We start from the raw sequence: 22,512 nt of genomic DNA, 5'->3' as shown, positions 1-22,512 counted from the left end.
AGAAAGGGTATAAAAATATGTGTGGGATAGCAGGATTAATTCATAGAGGAAAATCCTCAAATGTTGGAAGCGAATTACAAGGTATGCTTCAAGCGTTAAAACATAGAGGTGAAGACTCAACTGGATATGCTTTGTATGGAGATACAGATGGCAAAAATTTCATCATGCGTTTTAAAGTTGGTGAGAACGTTGGAGAAGGAAGTTCGTCTGTTATGGAAGATGTTTCTGTATATGATGAAAGAAAAAAAGTTGTAGATCAAACTCTAGCTGAGATGGGAGCAAAAGTTGTTAAGGAAGAAAGAACACTTCCCTACTCTTTAAGATATGAGATTGATTACAACACAAAAGATTTGTTAGATTTTTCTCAAAGAATAGAAAGTATTCCAGGTGTAGAAATTTTATCTATGGGTAAATCATTAGAAGTTATTAAAGATTTAGGTAACGCAAAAATGGTTTGTGATAGATATAGTCTAGATAAAGTTGTTGGAACTCATGCAATAGGTCATGCTAGAATGGCAACTGAGTCTGGTGTTGATATCAAATCTGCCCACCCTTTCTGGGGCTATCCTTTTAGTGACGTTTCTGTAGTTCACAATGGTCAGTTAACAAACTATTGGAACAACAGAAGAGTGTTGGAAAATAAAGGAATGAGATTTATGTCTGAGTGTGACTCAGAATTAATCGCAGTTTATCTTGCAGAAAAAATGAGAGATGGTGCAACTTTAGAAGAAGGCATGAAAGAGAGTTTAACTGGTTTAGACGGTGTATTTACTTATTTTGTAGCTACAAAAGACTCTTTGGGAATGGCTAAAGACACTATGGCTGCAAAACCTTTAGTTTTATATGAGTCAGATGATTTAGTTGCAATGGGATCAGAAGAGATAGCTATTAGATCTGTGTTACCACAGGAAATAGACACATATGATCCATTTGATGGGGAGGTTAAAGTATGGCAAATCTAAAAACTGTATCGAAAAAATCTAAAGCCCAATCTATGGGTATGCATACTGAGGTTTTAACAGGAAGAACTCAACAAAAATTCTTTAATCCTGATGAGGCTGAAAACTTTTATTATTTTGGAACATACGATGTAGATTTTAATAAAAGAACTGAGCTTGATGTAAAAGATATGACAGCTCCAGAAGCTAATAAGGAAATTGATAATTTAATGAGCCAAGGTTATGGAACAATTGTAATCAAAAACCCTCAAGGAAAACACAGTTTAGGTGTTGGTATTTTAAATAAACTTAATTTAATTTTTGAAGGAAGTTTAGGATACTTTGGCATGGGTTCTTGCGATGGTCCAATCGTTAGAATTAACGGAAGAGTTGGTTGGTCATGTGCTGAAAACTTAATGGCTGGAAAAGTAGTTATTGAAAAAAATGCTGGCTCTTGTTTTGGTGCGGCTATCAGAGGTGGAGATTTAATCTGTAAAGGTAGCGTTGGTGCTAGAACTGGTATTGATATGAAAGGTGGAACTATCATTATTGGTGGAGATGCTGGTGCATTCACTGGTTTCATGATGCAGAGAGGAAGAATAATAATTCTTGGTAATGTTGGAATTAATTTAGGAGACTCGATGTACGATGGAACTATTTTTGTTGGTGGTGAAATTGGATCTTACGGAAGTGATGCAGTAGACGCTGAACTAACAGATAGTGACCAAGATTGGTTAAAAAGAAAATTAAAAGTTGCAGAAATTGGTGAAAATTTTGATGTAAGTAAAATGAAAAAAATTGTAGCTGGTAAAAAACTTTGGAATTACGATAATTTAGAACCTACAGAGAAGAAGGGAGCAATTTAATGCCTAAGAAGAAAAGCAAAAAAAATGGTAAAGGTGTTGGTGGAAAAGCTGATGTCCATGCACATGAAGAAGGAAAAAGAAATAAAAGTCTACTAGGACATAATGCTATTTTTACTCCTGAAGTAATAGACGACATTCACATTAAATCTCAATTAGGAAGATACAGAATGCGTGGAATGGCATTAATGAAAAAAATTCCAACATTCGATGATTTGGTATTTTTACCTGGAACACTTACAAGATTTGTAATCGAAGGTTATAGAGAAAAGTGTGAAACTAAAACTGTAATTGGTCCAAGATGTGAAAACCCAATTGAATTAGATATACCTGTTTACATTACAGGGATGAGCTTTGGTGCACTTTCCTATGAAGCAAAAACTGCTTTAGCAAGAGGTGCTACTATGGCAGGAAGCGCTACTTGTTCAGGTGAAGGTGGAATGATACCAGATGAGAGAAGATATTCAGAGAAATGGTATTACCAATGTATTCAATCAAGATATGGTTTTAATCCTCATCATGCTCAATTAGCAGATGGAATTGAAGTATTTATTGGACAAGGACAAAAAGTTGGTATGGGTGGACACTTAATGGGTCAAAAAGTAACTGACCAAGTTGCTGAAATGAGATCATTACCCTCTGGTATTGACCAAAGATCACCAGCTAGACACCCTGACTGGTTAGGTCCAGATGACTTGGCTCTAAAAGTTGAAGAGTTAAGACAGTTAACAAAAAATAAAGTTCCAATTCAGTTAAAACTTGGTGCATCAAAAGTTTACGACGATGTACGTATGGCTGCAAAATGTGATCCAGACTCTATTTATTTAGATGGTATGGAAGGATCTACTGGAGCAGGACCTCACATTGCTGCTGCAAACACTGGAATTCCAGGAATTGCTGCTATTAGAGAAGCAAGAAGAGCAATTGATGATGTGGGTAAAACTGGAAAAGTAACATTAATTTATGCAGGTGGAATAAGAGATGGTGCTGATATGGCTAAAGCTTTAGCACTTGGTGCTGATGCAATTGCAATTGGTACTGGTTCAATGATTGCACTTAATTGTAATAAAGATATTCCAGAAGCTGATTTCGAAAAAGAAATGGGTGTAAAAGCTGGAGAGTGTTATCACTGCCATACTGGAAGATGTCCAGTTGGTGTTGCTACACAAGATCCTAAATTAAGAGCAAGATTAAATCCTGATGATGCTGCTTTGAGAGTATATAACTATCTGCACTCAATGACTTTAGAAGCTCAATTATTAGCTAGAGCTTGTGGTAAGACGAATATTCATTCGTTAGAACCAGAAGATTTAGCAGCTTTAACTTCTGAAGCTTCTGCATTAGCAAAAGTTCCACTAGCAGGTACAAACTACACTGTTGGTGTTGATAACTATCATAAAATATAAGAGGTAACGATGGCTAAAAAGAAAACTAAAAAAATTAAATCGAAAGCTAAAGTTTCAAAAGTTAAGTTTGGAGAAAAAAAACAAACTGCTAGAGAAAAAATGATAGGCCAGTCGATTGGTTATAGATATGACGTTAATCTGTTGCCTGATTATAAAAAAATAACTCCATTCTTAAAAAAATATATTGAGGCAATGGGATGGGATGATTTAAATTGGTTGGAAGATGTACACATGGGTTACGAAGAAGGAAGACCTGCTGTGTTTTGTAGAAATGCAAATGGATGGGTAACAATTCCAAAATCAATTAAACTTCCTAACAATCAACAAGACAGAGACATGATTGCAAGAGAGCTTTTAGTTAAGTTTCAAATGTCTCCAAAACACCCTCTTGTTGATTTGAAAAAAGCTTATTTAAAGTTTTAATATTACAATCAAAAGTTGATTTATTATAAAAAAACCTAGTTTAATAACTAGGTTTTTTTATGCTCTTTATATTTGTATCGAAACATAAAATTTTATATGATTCTTAAAACTAATATGGGGAGAGAAAAATGACTGATCAGTTAGCTGCTCTTACTACCATATTTACAGAATTCTACTACTGGGTAACAGTAGTACTGATGTTTTTAATTCACGTCGGATTCTGTATGTATGAAGTTGGAGCTTCTCGATACAAACACCATCAACATACTCTTATGAAAAACACAATGCTGATACCTTTGGTGACAGTAACTTGGTTTTTATTTGGTTGGTGGATTTACTGGGCTTTTCCAACAGGACCTGGATTAGCACCTTCAATAATGAATGAGAGTACTGCTCTAATCACAGACGAGTCTGCGTTTAGTGCTACTTGGTATACAGCTACAAGTGAACTTATGGCAATCAATCTAGGAGATCACATTTCTGGTGTCTTCTGGGCTGCATTCCTACTTTTCTCTTGGACAGCTGCTTCTATCGTTTCGGGAGCAATCATTGAAAGAATTACAACATTTGCATTTGGTATTTTAGCAATTGCAATTGGATCTGTATTTTGGACAATAGATGCTGCTTGGGGATGGCACTTTGATGGATGGATGTTAAAACTTTTAGGATACCATGATGCATATGCATCAGGAGTAATTCACGCAATAGCAGGTGGATTTGCTTTAGGTGTTCTTATGGTTTTGGGTCCTAGAATTGGAAAATTTTCATCAAGTGGTGAGCCAAGAAACATTGGGCCTAGAAATCCTTGGCTAGTAACAGTTGGATTATTTTTAATTTATACTGGTTTCTGGGGATTTTATGCTGCATGTAACATTCCAATTTTTGACTTAGGTCCAGAATATGGAATGGAAGGTATATCTTATTGGACAGCTACAAACATATATGTAACTCCTACAACACTTAGTGGTATTACCTTTAACTTCTTGATGTCGTTATCAGGAGGATTATTGGCTGGTTATTGGATTGCTAAAGGTGATCCTTTCTGGACATACTCTAGTGGACTAGCGGGTGTTATCTGTGCTTCAGCTGGAAATGACTTATATCATCCAATTCAATCTATGATCATTGGTATGATCGGTGTTGTGATTGCATACAAACTACATTACTGGGTTGAACGTAAGTTCAAAATCGATGATGCAGTTGGTGCAGTAGCAGTTCACGGTTATGCAGGAGTTGTTGGTCTAATAATTTGTGGTTTTGTTTTATGGGGTTACCCTTCATCTGGTTACAGTGTGGGTGCTATGTGGGATGGAACTACTTATGCAACAATCAATCCTGTAGGACAGTTCATCGGAGCAATAATTATGTTTGTTGTTCTTGGACTGATACCAGGCTATGTCATAGCTAAAGTACTTCACGGTATGGGTAAATTAAGAATACCTCGTGAGGTAGAAATAGCTGGACTAGATTATGAAATGATGGAGGCTGCTAAAGAAGACGAAAAAGCAGTTTCTTCTGCAACCAGGTAAAGGAGAAATATATGGCTACAGTAACAAACTGGATAGATCACCTTAACAAGCCAGCTGAAGAAGTGGTTGGTGCTGTTTACCCTGGTGCTGGATCTAGTGAAGGAATACTAGTAATCATTGCTGTAATCTTATGGATTGGTTGGCATGTCTTGACTGCAAAATCTGAGAGTGATGAACTTTCAAGATTAGCTAAAAAGAAACATGGTGCTAACGACCATAAAAGCAATATTACTGATTGGTAATTAAAATTAAAAGAAGGCGTCACATAATTTGTGGCGCCTTTTTTTTTGGAAAAAATTATGAAAGATCAAAATAATGAAGAATTAAGACCCTCTAAAATGAGAGGGGTAGCTTTTCCTAAGGCGAAATACGGAGTTATAGCTGCTGTGATAATTATTGTAGTGGTTAATCTAATCTACTATAAGGATTTTTTAATATCTTTATTTAAATAATCTTAAGAAAATTATGTGTGGAATAGTTGGAATTTATTTAAAAACAAAAAAATACGAAAAACATTTAGGTAAATTTTTATCTGGAATGCTAGATGGTATGGCAACAAGAGGACCTGACAGTGCAGGATTTGCAATTTATACCAAAGAAAATAATAAAAATTATAAATATTCAATTTGTCTTAACAAATTAGAATTCAGCGAATTTAAAAAAAAAATATCAAAATATCTAAAAGGAATAAAATTAAATAACTACTCAGATCATGTAGTTTTAGAAACAAGAGAGAAACCCTCTAAAACTCTAAATTTACTAAAAGAAAAAATACCTGAAGTTTCTTTGGTTGGTTACGGAAAAAGTATTAATATTTTTAAGCAAACTGGAAATCCTAAAGATGTAGTTAAAAAATTTAAACTTTCCTCTTTTTCTGGAACACATGGAATTGGACATACAAGAATGGCAACTGAAAGTGCAATCACGACTGAAGGGTCTCATCCCTACTCTACATCAGAAGATGAATGTTTAGTGCACAATGGTTCTTTATCAAACCATAATAATGTAAGAAGATCACTAATCAAAGAGGGTCAAAATTTTAATTCAGAAAATGATACTGAGGTCGCAGCAGGATATATTTCAAATCAAATATCAAAAGGAAAAGATTTAGAAAAAACTTTAAAGAATAGCTTAAAAGATCTTGATGGTTTTTATACATTTATAGCAGGAACAAAAAATGGCTTTGCATTGTTAAGAGATGAAATCGCTTGTAAGCCAGCAGTTGTTGCTGAAACAAAAGATTATGTTGCAGTCGCATCAGAATTTCAAGCTATGGCTCATCTTCCAAATGTAAACTCAGCTAAAATTTTTGAACCAAAACCTGGTGTGGTTTATCACTGGTAAAATATGAAGTTTGATTTAAATAAAAAAACACTTAGAGAAGTTAATAATCATCTACAAAATATTGATCGAAAAAAAAATAATAGAAAATTTGAAATTTTAAATCCTCAAGGGCAACATGCTATATGTGCAGGATTAAAAGATGATATAGATATTAAAATTAAAGGACATACTGGATATTACTGTGCTGGTATGAATCAAAAAGCAAATATTACAGTTGAGGGAAATGTAGGAACTGGCGTTGCTGAAAACATGATGTCAGGTCAAGTTGTTGTAAAAGGAAATGCATCTCAATCTGCAGGTGCAACAGGTCATGGAGGAGTATTGGTTATTGAAGGTGATGCGAGCTCTAGATGTGGAATATCAATGAAAGGTATTGATATTGTTGTGAAGGGTTCTGTTGGTCATATGTCAGCATTTATGGCGCAAAAAGGAAATCTTGTGGTCATGGGGGATGCAGATTCTGATCTGGGGGACTCTATTTATGAAGCTAAAATATTTGTAAAAGGTAAAGTTAAAAGCCTAGGTGCAGATTGTGTTGAAAAGAAAATGGATAAAAAAAATATAGATGAATTAAGTAAACTATTTAAAAAACTTAATATTTCAGAAGATCCTAAAACTTTTAAAAGATACGGATCGGCTAGAAAATTATATAATTTTAAAATTGATAATGTTGGATCTTATTAAATGAAAAAAAATCTTAAAGAATTTAAAACATTTCCAAGCTCAACCATTAAAGAGATACAAAGAGCTGCTAATGAAGGAATTTATCAAATAAGAGGTTTAGGGGCTAAACGTAAAGTTCCAGATTTTGATGATTTAGTTTTTTTAGGAGCATCAATGTCAAGATATCCATTAGAAGGTTACAGAGAAACTTGTAATACCTCAGTAGTCTTAGGAGACAGATTTGCCAAAAAACCAATTGAATTAAACATTCCAATTACAATTGCTGGAATGAGTTTTGGAGCTTTAGGAGCAAATGCGAAAGAGGCTCTTGGAAGAGGTGCTTCTGCAATGGGAACTTCTACAACAACAGGTGATGGTGGAATGACTAAAGAAGAAAGAGGTTCGTCAAAATATTTAGTTTATCAGTTATTACCATCAAGATACGGAATGAATCCAGACGATCTAAGAAAAGCTGACGCTATTGAAGTTGTTGTTGGTCAAGGTGCTAAACCTGGTGGTGGTGGAATGCTACTTGGTCAAAAGATTAATAAAAGAGTTGCAGGTATGAGAACTTTACCTGAGGGCATAGATCAAAGAAGTGCATGTAGACATCCTGATTGGACAGGTCCTGATGACCTTGAAATTAAAATTCAAGAATTAAGAGAAATAACTAATTGGGAAAAACCAATTTATATTAAAGTAGGTGCAGCTAGACCTTATTACGATACAACATTAGCAGTAAAAGCTGGTGCAGATGTAGTGGTGTTAGATGGAATGCAAGGAGGAACTGCGGCTACTCAAGATGTATTTATTGAACACGTTGGAATTCCAACTTTAGGGGCTTTGAGAGAAGCTGTTGATGCACTTAAAGAATTAAACATGCATAGAAAAGTTCAATTAATTGTATCTGGAGGTATAAGAACTGGTGCTGATGTTGCAAAAGCAATGGCAATGGGTGCTGATGCTGTATCTATTGGGTCAGCAGCAATGATGGCTCTAAATTGTAATGCAGAATTGTATGTTGATGATTATAAAAAGCTTGGAACTGAACCTGGATATTGTCACCATTGTCATACAGGGAAGTGTCCAGTTGGAGTTGCAACACAAGATTCTAAATTAGAAAAAAGATTAGACCCAGTAGAAGGTGGAAAAAGAATTAAGAATTATTTAACAACTTTAACTTTAGAGTTGCAAACATTGGCAAGAGCTAATGGAAAATCAGATGTAAGAAACTTAGAACCTGAGGATTTGGCGGCCCTAACTGTTGAAGCTGCAGCAATGGCAAGGGTTCCATTAGCTGGTACAGATTGGATACCAGGAAAAAAATAATTGAATTCAACTTTTTAAACAAGTAGGATTAATTATGCCAAAAAATTTATCTCAAATTGCAAAGCAAAAAAAAATAAAATATTTTTTAATTAGTTTTGTAGATCTATTTGGAGTTCTGAGATCAAAATTAGTCCCTGCCCAAGCAATTGGTGAAATGCAAAAAAATGGTGCAGGATTTGCTGGATTTGCAACATGGCTAGATATGACACCAGCTGATAGTGACATGTTCGGTGTGCCTGATCCAGACAGTTTAATTCAATTGCCATGGAATAAAGAAGTTGGTTGGTTAGCATCAGATTTATATATGGATGGTAAACCAGTAAAGGCATCACCAAGAGTAATGCTTAAAGAGCAAATTAAAAAAATGTCTCAAAAAAAATTACAAATGAAATCAGGTGTTGAGTGTGAATACTTTTTAATATCAGAAGATGGAAATTCAATAGCTGATGGAAGAGATATCCAGTCTAAACCTTGCTATGACCAGTCTGCATTAATGAGAAGATATGAATTAATCAAAGAGATTTGTGATTGTATGCTTGCTATGGGATGGAAGCCATATCAAAATGACCATGAAGACGCAAACGGTCAATTCGAAATGAATTGGGATTATTCAGATTCACTTGTCACAGCAGATAGGCATGTATTCTTTAAGTATATGGTTAAAAGTTTAGCCGAAAAACATGGTTTAAGAGCAACATTCATGCCAAAACCTTTTCATAATTTAACAGGTAATGGTTGTCATGCACATGTATCAGTATGGAATGGAAAAAATAATAAATTCTTAGATAAAAAAGATGATCTTGGGCTTAGTAAATTAGCCTACAATTTTTTAGGTGGTATAATGAATAACACTCAAGCTTTGTCTGCTTTTTTTAATCCAACAATAAATAGCTACAGAAGAATTAATGCACCACCAACAAAATCTGGTGCAACTTGGTCACCAAGCAGTATTTCCTATACAGGTAATAATAGAACTCATATGATCAGAATACCGGATCAAGGAAGATTTGAATTAAGATTAATGGATGGGTCTGCTAACCCTTATTTGTTGCAAGCAGGAATAATTGCTGCTGGTCTAGAAGGTATAAATAAAAAGCTAAATCCAGGAAAACCACTTCACTGCAACATGTATGAAGATTTTAAAAAATATCCTAATTTAAAAAAATTACCTAATGATATTGAACAAGCCATAAAAATGCTTGAAAAGAGCAAATCCTTATCAAATGCTTTTGGTAAAGATGTTATTGCTAGCTATACAAAATTAAAAAGATCTGAAATTAAAAATTTCAAAAGCTCATCAACTTTTAATAAGAGAAAACCTGTAACTAAGTGGGAAAAAGACAACACCCTAGATTGTTAAAAAATGACTGTTTTATCTAATGGTCATCAATGGAAATTAACTGAATTTGTAGATAATAAAAAATATTCATTTGATAAAGATCAAATCTTAAACTCATTAACTTCAAAAGACCTAGACGATGCGTACAATTCTATCTCGAAATGGGAAGGATACTCCCCTACACCCTTAATTAAATTAAAAAAATTAACAAAAGAATTAAATTTAAAAAATATTTTTTATAAAGACGAAAATAAAAGATTTAATTTAAAATCCTTCAAAGCCCTAGGAGGAGCTTATGCTGTTGAAAAAGTTACCAAAGGAAATAAAGAAATAGTCGTAGCGACTGCTACAGCTGGAAACCATGGTAGATCTGTTGCTTGGGGTGCAAAAAGATTAGGTTTAAAATGTAAAATTTTTATAAGTGAATTTGTAAGTGATGCAAGAGGCAAAGCTATGGAAGCACTTGGTGCAGAAGTTATAAAAGTTAAAGGCAATTACGAAAATTCTTTGATTGAATGCATAAAACAATCTACAGAAAATAATTGGCAAATTGTTCAGGATGTTGCTTGGAAAGATTATATGCTGGTTCCTAAATTTACAATGGCTGGTTATTCAGTAATGATGAAAGAAATAGCTGAACAAATTAGTGATGAAAAAATTTCTCATATTATTCTACAAGCTGGAGTCGGTGGTATGGCTGGTGCAATGGTAGCTGGGATAGCGAGATACCTAGATAATATTCCTACGATAATTGTAGTAGAACCAGATAGTGCAGCTTGCGTAATGGAAAGTATTAAAACTGGAAAAATAGAAAAAATTGACATTAAACGAGAAAGTTTAATGGGCGGGATGTCGTGTGGAGAAGTGTCACTTGTGCCATGGGAAATCTTAAAAAACTCAGTTAAACACTGTATAAGTTTACCCGATGATGATATCGCAAAAACTATGAAATTACTTGGAAATGCAAGCTTTAGTGAAGAGAGTATAGTTGCAGGTGAAAATGCTGCACCAGGTGTAATTAGTTTAATTGCAAGCTGTGAAGATGAAACAATTAAGACAAAAATTGATCTTAATGAAAATTCTAATGTATTAATTTTTGGTTGTGAGGGTGATACAGATCAAGAAATGTATCAAAAATTAGTAAATCAAAAATAATTATAATGAAAAGCACTGGAATATTTTGGATTAGAGAAGATTTTAGAATTGATAATAATCCAGCTCTTTCCTTTGCAACTAATAATCATGAAAATGTGATTGCATTATATATTTATAACAATAATGAATTTGACAACAAAAGAGAAGCTCAGAAATGGTGGTTATTTAAATCATTAGAGTCAATAAAAACAGAACTTTCAAAATTTAAAATCAATCTAGAAATTTTAAAAGGAGATGAGTTAGATATTTTTTCAAAGCTTAAAAAAAAGGACGATGTATACATCTATTGGAATAAAATTTATGAACCAGATGTTATATTTAAAGGAAAAAAAATAAGAGATCTATTCATAAAAAACGAAATAGAATACAAATATTTTAAAGGTAATATTTTAAATGAATTTCAAGAAGTAACTAAAAATGATGGTACACCATTTAAAGTATTTACACCTTTCTGGAGAACTGCTGAACAAATTTATCTAAATCAACCTCCAAGTAAAAATTACACTGTAAAAAAGAAAACTAAAGCCATCAATTTTTTTAAAAATTCTATAGACCTCAAAAATATTTTACCCAATAAAAAATGGTATGAAAAATTTGATAAATATTGGAAAGTTTCAGAAAATGATTCTCAAAAGATTCTAAAAGATTTATTAGAAAATAAAATTAAAGATTATGGGACCAATAGAGATATCCCTTCTGTAAATGGTACTTCTAGGTTATCCCCATATTTAAAATTTGGTCAAATTCATGTGAATACAATTTGGAAAAAATGCAGTGAGCTCAAATCAAAAGGAATAGGGTATAGAAAATATATAAACGAACTTGGTTGGCGAGAATTTTCTCATAGTCTAATTAATTACTTTCCTGAATTCTTAAAAGGCAATTTTCGAAAAGAATTTGACAAATTCCCATGGGCTAAAAATGAAAAGTTTTTAAAAGCATGGAAAAAAGGTATGACAGGTTATCCGATAGTTGATGCTGGTATGAGAGAATTATACGAAACTGGATGGATGCATAATAGAATTAGAATGGTTGTAGGATCCTTTTTAGTAAAACATTTGAGAATTAATTGGATAGAGGGAGAGAAGCATTTTAGAAACTGCTTACTTGACTTTAATAAAGCTAATAACGTTGCACAATGGCAATGGGTTGCTGGTTGTGGAGCTGATGCTGCACCATACTTTAGAATTTTTAATCCTATTCTTCAGGGTGAAAAATTTGACAAGGAAGGTATTTATGTAAAAAAATGGGTTCCTGAATTAAATAAAGTTCCTGCAAAATTTATTCACAAACCTTGGGAAATGGAAGTCAAATATCAAGAGGCTATTAAAACAATTATAGGTAAAGACTATCCACAACCAATAGTTATTCATGAAAAAGCAAGAGCTGCTGCATTGGATGCATTTCAATCTCTGAAGAAAAAATAACTTATTCTCCCAAGAAATGATGAATTATAGATCTTTTTTGAGACTCTAATCTGTGTTCAAACAGATAGAGACCTTGCCAAGTACCCAGTAATAATTCTTTATTTTTGATACTAAGAGTAATTTGATTATTCGTTAATGCAGATTTGATATGAGCTGGCATATCATCTTTACCTTCAGTTGTATGAATATAATACGAATTATCCATTGGTACTAACTTGTCAAAATATTTAATCAAATCAGTTTGTACATCTGGGTCTGCATTCTCCTGTACAATTAAAGACGCACTTGTATGCTGAATACTTAAATTTAAAATTCCATTCTTAAAATTATTTTCATTTATCCAATTAAGAGTTTGATCTGTAAATTCATATAACTTTTGACCATTTGTGTTTATTTGAAGATTAAAAAATTCTTGTTTCATGAATTCATCACTTTAGATGTTAATTCGTATAATCTACTGATTGTTCTTTCAAATGGCTTTTCTAATAGTTTTGATGATGTAAATTTATCCAAACTTTGATTAGATGTTACTGCAATTGGAACACTATTATCATAAATTATATCTAATAAAGTTATAAATCTTTGCTGTTGGTTAGAATTAAAATTATTAAACTGTGGTATTTGATCGATTACTATAAAAACACAATTTTTAATAATTTCTAAATAATCTTCTGCACCTAAATTCTGATCACATAATGTTTTAAAATCAAATCTAGCCACCCCTTCATAAAAATTTTCTATTTTAAAATTTCTTCCTTTTACATTAATTATTTTCTCAGTTTTAACTTTATCTTTAGTAATAGTTCTAAAAAATTTATTTATTTTAAAATTAGTTTCTTCATCAAGTGGAAAAAAGTATCTATCTTGAGAATTACTAGATTTTCTATAGTCATCTTCAATTACAAGTTCGTATTGAAAAGATTGATCCTCCATTATTTTTATAAATGGTTTGAACTGATCTCTTTGAAGACCATCTTTGTAAAGCTCAGAGATTTGAGTATTTGAGGTTACGATTATTTTTATATTTTCTTTGAAGATTTGATCAAATAATTTTCCTAAAATCATAGCATCAACAATGTTAGTTACTTGAAACTCATCAAAGTAAATTATCATTGCTTTTGATTTTAAGTCTTTAACAAATTCATTAATAATATTTTCTTGATTGCTACCTTTTCTTGCATGAACAAAATCATGGAAACTCAACATAAACTCATTAAAATGTAATCTTAATTTCTTATGATCTAATTGATCAAAAAAGAAATCTAAAATCATTGTTTTGCCTACACCAACATCACCATATAAATAAAATCCTTTTTTAGAAGATTGGCTTTGAAAAATTTTTGATATTAATGATTGGAAATTACCCTCGTAGTATTCTTGTAATTTTTTTACTAAATCTATCTGACTAGGATTAATTTCTAAATTTTGTTTTTTACAGTGAGATATAAATTTTTTTTCAAAAGATAAGGCCATTAACTTCTTTTAGTTTTAAAATCGATACCATATTCTGATCGTGGTCCTTTTCGTAAACCAAATGGTCCTGGAATGAATATTGTCATTGGTTTTGTGCCTGGTTCTAAATCAACTCTGTGAAAAGCATTTGCCGATCTAAAACCAATGTATCCAGGCTTTCTCCAAAACCTTCCATTTTTTGTTGTTTCCCAGTACCCTCCTCTTAAAATTATTGTAATATATGGGCATAAATGGTTATGAACCCCATCACCATGATCATCATCTAACATTTCATGAATTAATATATTAAATGGAAACCATTTAGGTCTATTTCTGAATATCACATAATATCTATTCATCCACGGTTTCGCTTCTTCAAATTTTGGGTGTGATGGTCCTCTATCTAGAACTACTTTTTTTCTTCCGATCTTTTCTAAAAGTTTCAAGATCATATTTAATTGTATTGTACGATAGAACCGTTTCTAACTACATACAAATTATTATTAAATATAAATGGTTCTGAAACAATATCTCCAGAAACTTTTTCTACGTTTAAAACTTTTCCTTCACTTAAGTCAGCAATTATTATTTTTCCATCATTATTTGTTAAATACAAATTAGTATTACCTATCACAAAACCAACTGGTTCAATTTCTTTTCTTTTTTTTAATTTATAATTATTAAAAAGATCTGTAATTCTAAGTATGTTGCCTTTGTTTTTTTCAACTACATACAAATATCCATCATTAGAAACTGTAAAAATCAAATTGCCAGTAATTATTGGAGTAATATTTGAATTTAAATCATTTATCCAGTTAACTACTCCTGTTTTAACATCTACTGAATAAAATTCATTTTTATTATTAGAAAAAAAGATGGAATTTCCATCTGATACTAGTTTTGATATTTTGAAATTATAAGTTTCATTGATGATGCTACTGCTTTGAGTTGGTAACTGCCAAGTAATTAATCCAGTCTCAACATCAACTGCTGTGATATCTCCAATTGAGTTACTAAATACTACCATTTCATCAATTATAATTAATGAATATTTTGCATTTGATATTGTAAAAGAATCTTCTGTTTGCAAATTCCAACATTCAGATCCATCTTCAATTTTATAGCATCTCAAAGTATTTTTATAATCAACTACAAAAATTTTGTTTTTGTAACTTTTGATATCTGAATTAAATGGATAGGTATTATTTTTTGACCAATTCAATTCACCAGTTTCAAGATTAATCGAATAATATTTGGCAATACTATCTGTAACGAATATATTGTTTTCTTTAATTGCAAAATTTAACTTTGGTCTTAATTTTTTTTCTGACTTGGTGTAATGATTTTTTTTCCATAACACTTTTTTATTATTATCGTATCTAATAATTGTACCCTTTTTATCAAAGAAAATTAATCCATCTGATAGGAAAATTGGTTTGTAATTAAGATTATTTATTTCGTCTAACTTTGAAAATTTAAAATTACCTATTTTTTGTAATTGGCCTTCATAACTTTGGGCACCGTAGTTATTGGTATTATCTATTATTTTATTGGATGTTCTTAATCCAGATAAATCAAGTTTAACTTCTTGATTAAATTCAGAAGCTTTTACCTCTTCCTCTGCAAATATTTTTTTTACATTTTCTTTTTCTGATAAATCTTTTTCCTTATCTTTCCAAATTCTTGAATTTTCATTGAAAGAACAATTATTTAGAAGAAAAAATGTAATAAATAATGCTAATAGTCTAATCACTCAAATCTCTGTTTAATCTTTTCTCTGATTCTATTCTTATATCTGGATTTGGATTTTCTAAAGTCGTTATTTGTTGAAAAAATTCTTTTGCTTTTTGTTTTTGATCTTGTGCATAAAAATATTCGGCCATTAAGTATAATGCGTGCGATTTCCATACACTCTCTGAATTAATTAATGGATTTAGCATATTTAGTAAATCAGCTTCATTTGCCTGATCTGCATTAAATAGTGCCTTTTTATAGATAACTAAATTTTTTATTTCTTTATCTAGTGATGTTTCATCGATTATGACATCAAATAATTTATTAACCTCGCTTTGATCAGAAAGGAGATTGTTATCAATTATAAAATAAAGAGAGAGTGGAGAATAAGTTGGATCTTTTTGATTAATTATCTCCAATAATTTATTTAAAGTTGTGTCTTTAGAACTTTCAGAATGATCAATAGTAATTGCATTAAAATTATCAGATATTTGTCTTTTTTTATCAATTGTATATTTATCATAACTATAGACTCCTATTACAACCAAAACTAAAACAATAACTGAAGAAATTAGAAGTTTTTTGTTATTAACAAAAAAGTTCTTAATTTTTTCGTTTCTAGTATTTGCATTTATTATTGATAAATCTTCGTCCATATCAAATCATGTTCCTTAACACATATTGGAGAATTCCTCCATTTTTATAATATTCCAACTCATTTTTAGTATCTATTCTAGATAAAGTCTTCACTTTTTTAATTTCTCCAGAGATATATTTGATTTCTATAGTAACTTCATCAGAAGGATTTATGCCTTTTTCAATATCAACTACACTTATTAGTTCTGAACCAACTAAATTTAAGCTTTTTCTGTTTTCTCCATCTTTAAATTGCAGTGGTAAAATTCCCATTCCAATTAAATTTGATCTATGAATTCTTTCAAAACTTTCAGCAATAACTGCTTTTACACCTAAAAGTTTAGTTCCTTTAGCGGCCCAATCTCTCGATGAGCCAGTTCCATATTCTTTACCACCTATTACCACTAAATCAGTTCCTCTTTTTTTATACTCAACAACTGCATCATAAACAGGCATTACTTTTTCTTCAGGATATAATTTTGTAAATCCACCTTCAGTTCCTGGTGCCATTTCATTTCTAATTCTAATATTTGCAAAAGTTCCTCTCATCATAACTTCATGATTCCCTCTTCTTGAACCATAAGAATTATAATCTTTAGGTAAAATTTGATGTTCCATAAAATATTCTCCAGTTGGACTATCTTTTTGTATGCTTCCAGCTGGTGAAATGTGATCTGTTGTTATCATATCACCTAATATTAATAACGGTCTTGCATCTTTAATTTCTTTAAATCCTTCTGGTTCATCAGATAAACCTTCAAAGAATGGAGGTTTTTTTACATAAGTTGAACCTTCATCCCATTTATAAATACTACTTTTTTCAGTTTTAATTTGTTGCCATTGAGTAGGACCGTCGGAAACATTTGAGTATCTTTGGATAAACATATCAGCATTCAAAGATTGTTTTAAAGTATCCTCTATTTCTTGATTTGATGGCCAAATATCTTTTAAAAATATATCTTTTCCATCTTTACTTTTTCCAAGTGGGTCTTTGTATAAATCAAACTCCATATGTCCTACTATTGCGTAAGCAACCACTAATGGTGGAGAAGCTAAATAGTTTGCTTTAATATGTGGGGAAATTCTTCCTTCAAAATTTCTATTTCCTGATAGTACAGAAACAGCATGAATATTTTCTTTTTGAATCGCTTCTACTATATTTTCAGGTAATGGTCCTGAGTTTCCAATACAAGTAGTGCATCCGTACCCAACTAAATTAAAACCTAATTGATCTAAATAAGTATTTAAACCAGCTTTTTCTAGATAGTCAGTCACTACTTGAGATCCAGGTGCTAATGATGTTTTAACCCAAGGTTTAACTTCTAATCCATACTCAACAGCTTTTTTTGCAAGCAAACCTGCTCCAATTAAAACATTTGGATTTGAAGTATTGGTACATGAAGTTATTGCAGCAATTAAAATTGAACCGTCTTGAATTTCATAATCAGTATTTGAAACTTTCGATACTGATTTTTGATCTTTATTAGTTGCTTCAGATAAAACTTTTTTAAATGAAGTTGGTGCATCAGTTAACAAAACTTTATCTTGAGGTCTTTTAGGACCAGAAATAGTTGGTACAACTGTGGACATGTCCAAAGAAATTACATCAGTAAATTCTAAATCATTACTTGCCCATAACCCTTGTTCCTTCGCATATTTTTCAACTACTTCAACGGTGTGCTGATCTCTTCCTGAAAATTTTAGATATTTTAAAGTTTCATCATCTATTGGAAAAAAACCACAAGTAGCACCGTATTCTGGAGCCATGTTTGCAATAGTTGCTCTATCTGCAAGAGTTAGATTTTTTAATCCATCTCCATAAAATTCTACAAATTTTCCAACAACACCTTTATCTCTTAACATTTTAACCACTGTCAAAACAAGATCTGTTGCCGTTGTACCTTCGGGCATTTTATTTTTAACTTCGAAACCAATCACTTCAGGTATCAACATAGATATAGGTTGGCCTAACATTCCTGCTTCTGCTTCAATACCACCTACTCCCCAGCCTAAAACAGAAAGTCCATTAACCATCGTTGTATGGCTGTCTGTGCCGACAAGTGTATCTGGAAATATATATTTCTCACCTTTAAATTCTTCAGACCAAACTACTTTAGATAAGTATTCTAAATTTACCTGATGACAAATTCCTGTTCCTGGAGGGACAATTCTAAAATTATCAAAAGCTTGTTGTCCCCATTTTAAAAATGAATATCTCTCACCATTTCTATTGAATTCTATATCTACATTTTTTTCAAATGAATCTGCTTTTGCAGATTGATCAACTTGAACAGAATGATCAATTACAAGATCAACTGCTGATAATGGGTTGATTGTATTTGGATCTTTATTTTTTTCTTTAACAGCCTCTCTCATTGCAGCTAGATCTGCAACAGCAGGAATTCCTGTATAATCTTGGAGCAAAACTCTAGCTGGTCTATATGCAATTTCAGTTTTTGATTTTTTTGTTTCCAACCAATTTTTAATTGCTTCTATTTGAGATTTTGTAACACTCAAATCATCTTCGTATCTCAACAAATTTTCTAATAAAACTTTTAGAGATTTTGGAAGTTTATTAATTCCATCTAGCCCATTTTTTTCTGCTTCGCTTAATGAATAATAATTATACTCTTTGTTGTTGATGTTAATTTTTTTAAGAGAATTATAAGAATTTTTGTTTCCTGGTGTCATATTTTATAAATAAAAAGTTATTATGCTTGTTAAAAGAAGCAGTGACATAGCATAATTAAAATAATTAATAAATTTCTGATTTGTCGCAAATTTCCTAAAGAATTTACCCAAAAATGTCCAAAGAGTTATACTCGTTACTGAAACTAATAAAGCCATAACAAGAATTTGAGTCGTATAACTCACAAATGTTTCTCCTGGGTTTATATAAGTAGATACAAGAATTATAGATGCAATTACACCTTTTGGATTTAGAAACTGAAAGATAAAAGTTTCATGAAATTTAATTTGATTTTTATTTTTATTTTCTTGATTTGATGGACCTGAAAAAGAAATTTTATAAGCTAAATAAATCAAAAATATAGTTCCTAAATATTTTAATATTTCTTGAATTAAAGGATAAAGCTTAAATATATTTATCAAACCTAAAGCTAGGCATAATAATAAAAATGGAAAACCTAGTGTAACCCCGATTATATGTGGAAGTGTTCTAACTATACCAAAGTTAAAACCAGAATAAAAAGCTACAAAGTTATTAGGACCAGGTGTAAATGCAGCAACAATTCCAAATAAAGTTATCGAAAGAATTTCAGGATGCATTGCTAAGCAATTGGTAAACCATTCTCAGCTTTTTGTGATGGGTGTACTAAAGTAACTTTCCCTTCAGCATCTATTGCTCCTAAAACTAATACTTGTGAAACTACACCAGCAATATTTTTCTCAGGAAAATTACAAACTGCAATGACCTGCTTCCCTTTTAAATTCTCCTCATTATAATAATGAGTAATTTGAGCTGATGATTGTTTGATGCCAATTTCACTTCCAAAATCTACTTCAACTACTAAAGATGGTTTTCTAGCCTTTTCATTTTTTTTAACTGAAATTACAGTACCAACTCTAATATCTACTTTGTCAAAAATGTCATAGGTAATTTGCTCTTTAATCATAATATAATATAGTGTTTTAAGTTTATGAGTATAGATAACAATTTATATGAAAAATCAATCAAGATTTTAACTGACTTAATTGCGTTTAAAACTATCTCAGGCCAAGATAATAGTAATTTGATTGATTATTGTGAAAACATTTTAAATAACATCGGAATAGATACTTTCAAAGTTTACGATGATGATAAAAAAAGAGTTAATCTTTTTGGAACTTTAAAAGCAAAAAATCAAAGCTCAAAAAAACCAATCATATTATCTGGACATACTGATGTGGTTCCAGTTTCTAAAGGTTGGAACACCGATCCATTTGTTGCAACAATTAAAAACGATAAACTTTATGGAAGAGGTTCATGTGACATGAAAGGTTTTATTGCATGTACACTTGCTTATGCACCAATCTTTAAAGAAAGTAATTTAGATAGAGACTTACATTTCTGTTACACGTTTGATGAGGAGACTGCATGTATTGGTGCTCCTTTATTAATAAAGGAATTGAAAAAAAGAGATATCAAAAATGGAATTTGTATAATTGGTGAACCAACTAAAATGAAAATTATAGATGCCCACAAAGGTATGAATGAATACACGGTTCACTTTGGAGGACTTGCAGGACATAGTTCAAAACCACATTTAGGAGTAAATGCTGCAGAATATGCTACTAGATATGTTGGAAAACTTTTAGAAATAAGAGAACAGTTAAAAAAACGAGTTAAAGAAAATAGTATTTTTGATCCTCCACATTCAACATTATCAATTGGAGGCATTAAAGGTGGTATTGCTCATAATGTTATTGCAGACAAATGTAGTGTTGAATGGGAAACAAGGCCAGTTGTCAAAGAAGATGGAGAATTTGTAACAAATGAAATTGATAAATATGCAAATGAAGTACTTCTACCAGAAATGAAAAAAGTATTTCCTGATTCTTATATTAAAAAAGAAACAATTGGTGAAGTGGTTGGTTTTAATAGATTAGATGAATCTGAAGCATGTGAATTTGTATCAAATATAACTGGTGATAATTCAAGGGAAGTAGTTTCTTTTGGAACAGAGGCTGGTTTATTTCAAGAACTAGGAATTAGTACAGTTGTTTGTGGACCTGGATCTATAGAACAAGCTCACAAAATTGATGAGTTCATAGAATTAAATGAAATGAAAAAATGCCTTAAATTTTTAGAAGGTGTAAAAGATAAATCGGTAAATTAACTCCAACCACCTACTGCTTTAACCTCTAAAAATTCTTCTAAGCCATGTTCGCCAGCTTCTCTACCGATACCAGAATGTTTGAAACCTCCAAATGGTGCATCAACAGCAATACCAGCTCCATTAACATCTACCATTCCAGATCTTAATTTTCTGGCAACTCTTTGAACTTTTTCAGAGTCTTGAGTTTGAATATAGTTTGTTAATCCATAAGAAGTGTCATTTGCAATTTTAATTGCTTCTTCCTCTGTTTCAAATGGGATAACTGATAAAACAGGTCCAAAAATTTCAGTTCTTGCAACATCCATATCGTTATTTACATCTGCAAAAACAGTTGGTTTAACAAAGTAACCTTTATCTAATCCATCAGGTTTACCTATTCCTCCAGCGACTAATTTTGCTCCTTCATCAATACCTTTTTGAATTAAAGTTTGAATTTTATTGTATTGAGTTTCTGAAATAACTGGACCTATGTGCTCTCCTTCTTTTTTAGGATCACCCACTTCAAAATTTTCAGTATATTTTTTTAATCTCTCTATAGCTTCATCATACATTGATTTTTCAACCAACATTCTTGTTGGGGCATTACAAGATTGTCCAGAATTTCTAAAACATCTTAAAGCACCTCTTTCAATTGCTTCTGGATCAGCATCTTTGAAAATTATATTTGCGCCTTTACCACCTAATTCTAAGCTTACTCTTTTAAAATCTTTAGCAGCATTTTGAGAAATCAAAGCTCCAGCTCTTGTTGAGCCTGTGAAAGAGATCATATTAATATCTGGATGGCTTGTAAGAGCATCGCCTGTTGTTGCTCCATCGCCATTAACTAAATTAAACACACCTTTTGGAAATTTTACCTCATCAATAATTTCAGCAAGTATCATTGATGAAAGTGGCGCTAATTCTGATGGCTTTAATACCATTGTGCAACCTGCCGCAATTGCTGGCATTACTTTTAAACAAACTTGGTTCATTGGCCAATTCCAAGGTGTTATTAATGCACAAACACCTTTAGGTTCATAAATTAATCTTTGGTTAGGAGCGTGTTCTCCCAATGGTTTTTCAAATTCGAAATTTTTCAAATATCTGATAAATGATTTAATATGACTTGCTCCTGTTCCTGCTTGTAATTTTGTGGCAAAATCTTTTGGTGCACCCATTTCAAGAGTTATGGCTTCTGCAATATCTGCCCATCTTTTCTTATAATTTTCATAAAGTTTTTCTAATAATGCAATTCTTTCTTCTTTAGAGGAAAAAGCCCAAGACTCATAAGCATCTTTTGCTGCACTAACTGCTAGATCAACATCTGCTTTATTTCCCAAAGTAATTACAGCACAGTTATCTTCTGTAGCTGGATCGATTACTTTAATTTCTTCAGCGCTGTTTGGTTTAACCCAAGCACCATTAATATAAAAATTTTTTTTATCTAACATGATTTA

General features: G+C 31.6%; 23 protein-coding genes. 14 read left to right on the top strand and 9 right to left on the bottom strand.

The window, feature by feature from the left end:
* Nucleotides 1-17 precede the first annotated feature (17 nt).
* The 13 genes from ACTTBM_RS01060 to ACTTBM_RS01000 all read left to right on the top strand — a co-directional run bounded on the left by ACTTBM_RS01060 (nucleotide 18) and on the right by ACTTBM_RS01000 (nucleotide 12,416).
* Nucleotides 18-962 carry a glutamine amidotransferase gene (locus ACTTBM_RS01060; RefSeq protein ID WP_075506194.1) on the top strand — a complete coding sequence of 315 codons (945 nt, stop codon included), beginning with the start codon at nucleotides 18-20 and terminating at the stop codon, nucleotides 960-962.
* Complete coding sequence (locus tag ACTTBM_RS01055) at nucleotides 950-1,804, top strand: GXGXG motif-containing protein (protein ID WP_428079748.1); 855 nt, start codon at nucleotides 950-952, stop codon at nucleotides 1,802-1,804. Before ACTTBM_RS01060 ends, ACTTBM_RS01055 begins: the two co-directional genes overlap by 13 nt.
* Nucleotides 1,804-3,207, top strand: coding sequence for an FMN-binding glutamate synthase family protein (locus tag ACTTBM_RS01050; protein ID WP_075506196.1), 1,404 nt, complete (start codon nucleotides 1,804-1,806; stop codon nucleotides 3,205-3,207). The genes ACTTBM_RS01055 and ACTTBM_RS01050 overlap by 1 nt, the downstream gene beginning before the upstream one ends.
* A gap of 9 nt (nucleotides 3,208-3,216) precedes the next feature.
* Nucleotides 3,217-3,630 (top strand): hypothetical protein, encoded by a 414-nt coding sequence (locus ACTTBM_RS01045; RefSeq protein ID WP_440634358.1) that lies wholly within the window; start codon nucleotides 3,217-3,219, stop codon nucleotides 3,628-3,630.
* A gap of 128 nt (nucleotides 3,631-3,758) precedes the next feature.
* A complete protein-coding gene (locus ACTTBM_RS01040) occupies nucleotides 3,759-5,159 on the top strand; it encodes an ammonium transporter (protein ID WP_440634357.1) in 1,401 nt (466 codons plus the stop codon).
* Nucleotides 5,160-5,170: 11 nt separating this feature from the next.
* A complete protein-coding gene (locus ACTTBM_RS01035) occupies nucleotides 5,171-5,401 on the top strand; it encodes a hypothetical protein (protein ID WP_440618156.1) in 231 nt (76 codons plus the stop codon).
* Nucleotides 5,402-5,458: 57 nt separating this feature from the next.
* A complete protein-coding gene (locus ACTTBM_RS01030) occupies nucleotides 5,459-5,611 on the top strand; it encodes a hypothetical protein (protein ID WP_440634356.1) in 153 nt (50 codons plus the stop codon).
* Between the two features lie 13 nt (nucleotides 5,612-5,624).
* Nucleotides 5,625-6,503 carry a class II glutamine amidotransferase gene (locus ACTTBM_RS01025; protein WP_440634355.1) on the top strand — a complete coding sequence of 293 codons (879 nt, stop codon included), beginning with the start codon at nucleotides 5,625-5,627 and terminating at the stop codon, nucleotides 6,501-6,503.
* Between the two features lie 3 nt (nucleotides 6,504-6,506).
* Nucleotides 6,507-7,187: a protein glxC gene (locus tag ACTTBM_RS01020; RefSeq protein WP_440634354.1), complete on the top strand. Its 681-nt coding sequence runs from the start codon at nucleotides 6,507-6,509 to the stop codon at nucleotides 7,185-7,187.
* Nucleotides 7,188-8,495 (top strand): FMN-binding glutamate synthase family protein, encoded by a 1,308-nt coding sequence (locus ACTTBM_RS01015; RefSeq protein ID WP_440634353.1) that lies wholly within the window; start codon nucleotides 7,188-7,190, stop codon nucleotides 8,493-8,495.
* A gap of 34 nt (nucleotides 8,496-8,529) precedes the next feature.
* Complete coding sequence (gene glnT, locus ACTTBM_RS01010; RefSeq protein ID WP_440618151.1) at nucleotides 8,530-9,855, top strand: type III glutamate--ammonia ligase; 1,326 nt, start codon at nucleotides 8,530-8,532, stop codon at nucleotides 9,853-9,855.
* A gap of 3 nt (nucleotides 9,856-9,858) precedes the next feature.
* Complete coding sequence (locus ACTTBM_RS01005) at nucleotides 9,859-10,989, top strand: diaminopropionate ammonia-lyase (RefSeq protein WP_440634352.1); 1,131 nt, start codon at nucleotides 9,859-9,861, stop codon at nucleotides 10,987-10,989.
* 5 nt (nucleotides 10,990-10,994) lie between these two features.
* Nucleotides 10,995-12,416, top strand: a complete 1,422-nt coding sequence (locus tag ACTTBM_RS01000) for a cryptochrome/photolyase family protein (RefSeq protein ID WP_440634351.1) — start codon at nucleotides 10,995-10,997, stop codon at nucleotides 12,414-12,416.
* Nucleotide 12,417: 1 nt separating this feature from the next.
* Here the strand turns inward: ACTTBM_RS01000 and ACTTBM_RS00995 are convergent, their stop codons facing one another.
* Genes ACTTBM_RS00995 through ACTTBM_RS00960 form a run of 8 tightly spaced genes read right to left on the bottom strand, consistent with a single transcriptional unit; the run spans nucleotide 12,418 to nucleotide 19,870 of the window.
* Nucleotides 12,418-12,837, bottom strand: a complete 420-nt coding sequence (locus tag ACTTBM_RS00995; RefSeq protein ID WP_440634350.1) for a secondary thiamine-phosphate synthase enzyme YjbQ — start codon at nucleotides 12,835-12,837, stop codon at nucleotides 12,418-12,420.
* The gene (gene zapE / locus ACTTBM_RS00990) at nucleotides 12,834-13,889 is read right to left on the bottom strand and encodes a cell division protein ZapE (RefSeq protein WP_440634349.1); all 1,056 of its coding nucleotides are present in this window, start codon (nucleotides 13,887-13,889) and stop codon (nucleotides 12,834-12,836) included. Before zapE ends, ACTTBM_RS00995 begins: the two co-directional genes overlap by 4 nt.
* Nucleotides 13,889-14,320 carry a hypothetical protein gene (locus ACTTBM_RS00985; RefSeq protein ID WP_440618146.1) on the bottom strand — a complete coding sequence of 144 codons (432 nt, stop codon included), beginning with the start codon at nucleotides 14,318-14,320 and terminating at the stop codon, nucleotides 13,889-13,891. Before ACTTBM_RS00985 ends, zapE begins: the two co-directional genes overlap by 1 nt.
* Nucleotides 14,321-14,322: 2 nt before the next feature.
* Complete coding sequence (locus ACTTBM_RS00980) at nucleotides 14,323-15,621, bottom strand: outer membrane protein assembly factor BamB family protein (RefSeq protein WP_440634348.1); 1,299 nt, start codon at nucleotides 15,619-15,621, stop codon at nucleotides 14,323-14,325.
* Nucleotides 15,614-16,258, bottom strand: a complete 645-nt coding sequence (locus tag ACTTBM_RS00975) for a tetratricopeptide repeat protein (protein WP_440634347.1) — start codon at nucleotides 16,256-16,258, stop codon at nucleotides 15,614-15,616. Before ACTTBM_RS00975 ends, ACTTBM_RS00980 begins: the two co-directional genes overlap by 8 nt.
* 1 nt (nucleotide 16,259) lies before the next feature.
* Nucleotides 16,260-18,929, bottom strand: coding sequence for an aconitate hydratase AcnA (gene acnA, locus ACTTBM_RS00970; RefSeq protein ID WP_440634346.1), 2,670 nt, complete (start codon nucleotides 18,927-18,929; stop codon nucleotides 16,260-16,262).
* Nucleotides 18,930-18,932: 3 nt separating this feature from the next.
* Complete coding sequence (locus ACTTBM_RS00965) at nucleotides 18,933-19,526, bottom strand: LysE family translocator (RefSeq protein ID WP_440634345.1); 594 nt, start codon at nucleotides 19,524-19,526, stop codon at nucleotides 18,933-18,935.
* A gap of 2 nt (nucleotides 19,527-19,528) precedes the next feature.
* Nucleotides 19,529-19,870, bottom strand: a complete 342-nt coding sequence (locus ACTTBM_RS00960) for a tRNA-binding protein (RefSeq protein WP_440634613.1) — start codon at nucleotides 19,868-19,870, stop codon at nucleotides 19,529-19,531.
* Nucleotides 19,871-19,897: 27 nt separating this feature from the next.
* Here ACTTBM_RS00960 and argE point away from each other — a divergent pair, with 27 nt between their 5' ends.
* Complete coding sequence (gene argE, locus ACTTBM_RS00955) at nucleotides 19,898-21,076, top strand: acetylornithine deacetylase (protein WP_440634344.1); 1,179 nt, start codon at nucleotides 19,898-19,900, stop codon at nucleotides 21,074-21,076.
* Here argE and ACTTBM_RS00950 read toward each other — a convergent pair.
* Nucleotides 21,073-22,506 carry an aldehyde dehydrogenase family protein gene (locus tag ACTTBM_RS00950; protein WP_440634343.1) on the bottom strand — a complete coding sequence of 478 codons (1,434 nt, stop codon included), beginning with the start codon at nucleotides 22,504-22,506 and terminating at the stop codon, nucleotides 21,073-21,075. The two genes, argE and ACTTBM_RS00950, sit on opposite strands and share 4 nt — an antisense overlap.
* Nucleotides 22,507-22,512 lie beyond the last annotated feature (6 nt).

It is taken from the genome of Candidatus Pelagibacter sp. HIMB1746 (genome assembly GCF_052047555.1).
In the GTDB taxonomy this organism is placed as follows: domain Bacteria; phylum Pseudomonadota; class Alphaproteobacteria; order Pelagibacterales; family Pelagibacteraceae; genus Pelagibacter.
Note: the sequence above shows the minus strand (reverse complement) of the source record. Positions and strands in the feature narration are given on the sequence as shown.

Excerpts from the sequence above, each read along its gene's own strand:
- ACTTBM_RS01060 (WP_075506194.1), top strand. The coding sequence starts at position 18 with ATGTGTGGGATAGCAGGATTAATTCATAGAGGAAAATCCTCAAATGTT.
- ACTTBM_RS01055 (WP_428079748.1), top strand. The coding sequence starts at position 950 with ATGGCAAATCTAAAAACTGTATCGAAAAAATCTAAAGCCCAATCTATG.
- ACTTBM_RS01050 (WP_075506196.1), top strand. The coding sequence starts at position 1,804 with ATGCCTAAGAAGAAAAGCAAAAAAAATGGTAAAGGTGTTGGTGGAAAA.
- ACTTBM_RS01045 (WP_440634358.1), top strand. The coding sequence starts at position 3,217 with ATGGCTAAAAAGAAAACTAAAAAAATTAAATCGAAAGCTAAAGTTTCA.
- ACTTBM_RS01040 (WP_440634357.1), top strand. The coding sequence starts at position 3,759 with ATGACTGATCAGTTAGCTGCTCTTACTACCATATTTACAGAATTCTAC.
- ACTTBM_RS01035 (WP_440618156.1), top strand. The coding sequence starts at position 5,171 with ATGGCTACAGTAACAAACTGGATAGATCACCTTAACAAGCCAGCTGAA.
- ACTTBM_RS01030 (WP_440634356.1), top strand. The coding sequence starts at position 5,459 with ATGAAAGATCAAAATAATGAAGAATTAAGACCCTCTAAAATGAGAGGG.
- ACTTBM_RS01025 (WP_440634355.1), top strand. The coding sequence starts at position 5,625 with ATGTGTGGAATAGTTGGAATTTATTTAAAAACAAAAAAATACGAAAAA.
- ACTTBM_RS01020 (WP_440634354.1), top strand. The coding sequence starts at position 6,507 with ATGAAGTTTGATTTAAATAAAAAAACACTTAGAGAAGTTAATAATCAT.
- ACTTBM_RS01015 (WP_440634353.1), top strand. The coding sequence starts at position 7,188 with ATGAAAAAAAATCTTAAAGAATTTAAAACATTTCCAAGCTCAACCATT.
- glnT (WP_440618151.1), top strand. The coding sequence starts at position 8,530 with ATGCCAAAAAATTTATCTCAAATTGCAAAGCAAAAAAAAATAAAATAT.
- ACTTBM_RS01005 (WP_440634352.1), top strand. The coding sequence starts at position 9,859 with ATGACTGTTTTATCTAATGGTCATCAATGGAAATTAACTGAATTTGTA.
- ACTTBM_RS01000 (WP_440634351.1), top strand. The coding sequence starts at position 10,995 with ATGAAAAGCACTGGAATATTTTGGATTAGAGAAGATTTTAGAATTGAT.
- ACTTBM_RS00995 (WP_440634350.1), bottom strand. The coding sequence starts at position 12,837 with ATGAAACAAGAATTTTTTAATCTTCAAATAAACACAAATGGTCAAAAG.
- zapE (WP_440634349.1), bottom strand. The coding sequence starts at position 13,889 with ATGGCCTTATCTTTTGAAAAAAAATTTATATCTCACTGTAAAAAACAA.
- ACTTBM_RS00985 (WP_440618146.1), bottom strand. The coding sequence starts at position 14,320 with ATGATCTTGAAACTTTTAGAAAAGATCGGAAGAAAAAAAGTAGTTCTA.
- ACTTBM_RS00975 (WP_440634347.1), bottom strand. The coding sequence starts at position 16,258 with ATGGACGAAGATTTATCAATAATAAATGCAAATACTAGAAACGAAAAA.
- acnA (WP_440634346.1), bottom strand. The coding sequence starts at position 18,929 with ATGACACCAGGAAACAAAAATTCTTATAATTCTCTTAAAAAAATTAAC.
- ACTTBM_RS00965 (WP_440634345.1), bottom strand. The coding sequence starts at position 19,526 with ATGCATCCTGAAATTCTTTCGATAACTTTATTTGGAATTGTTGCTGCA.
- argE (WP_440634344.1), top strand. The coding sequence starts at position 19,898 with ATGAGTATAGATAACAATTTATATGAAAAATCAATCAAGATTTTAACT.
- ACTTBM_RS00950 (WP_440634343.1), bottom strand. The coding sequence starts at position 22,506 with ATGTTAGATAAAAAAAATTTTTATATTAATGGTGCTTGGGTTAAACCA.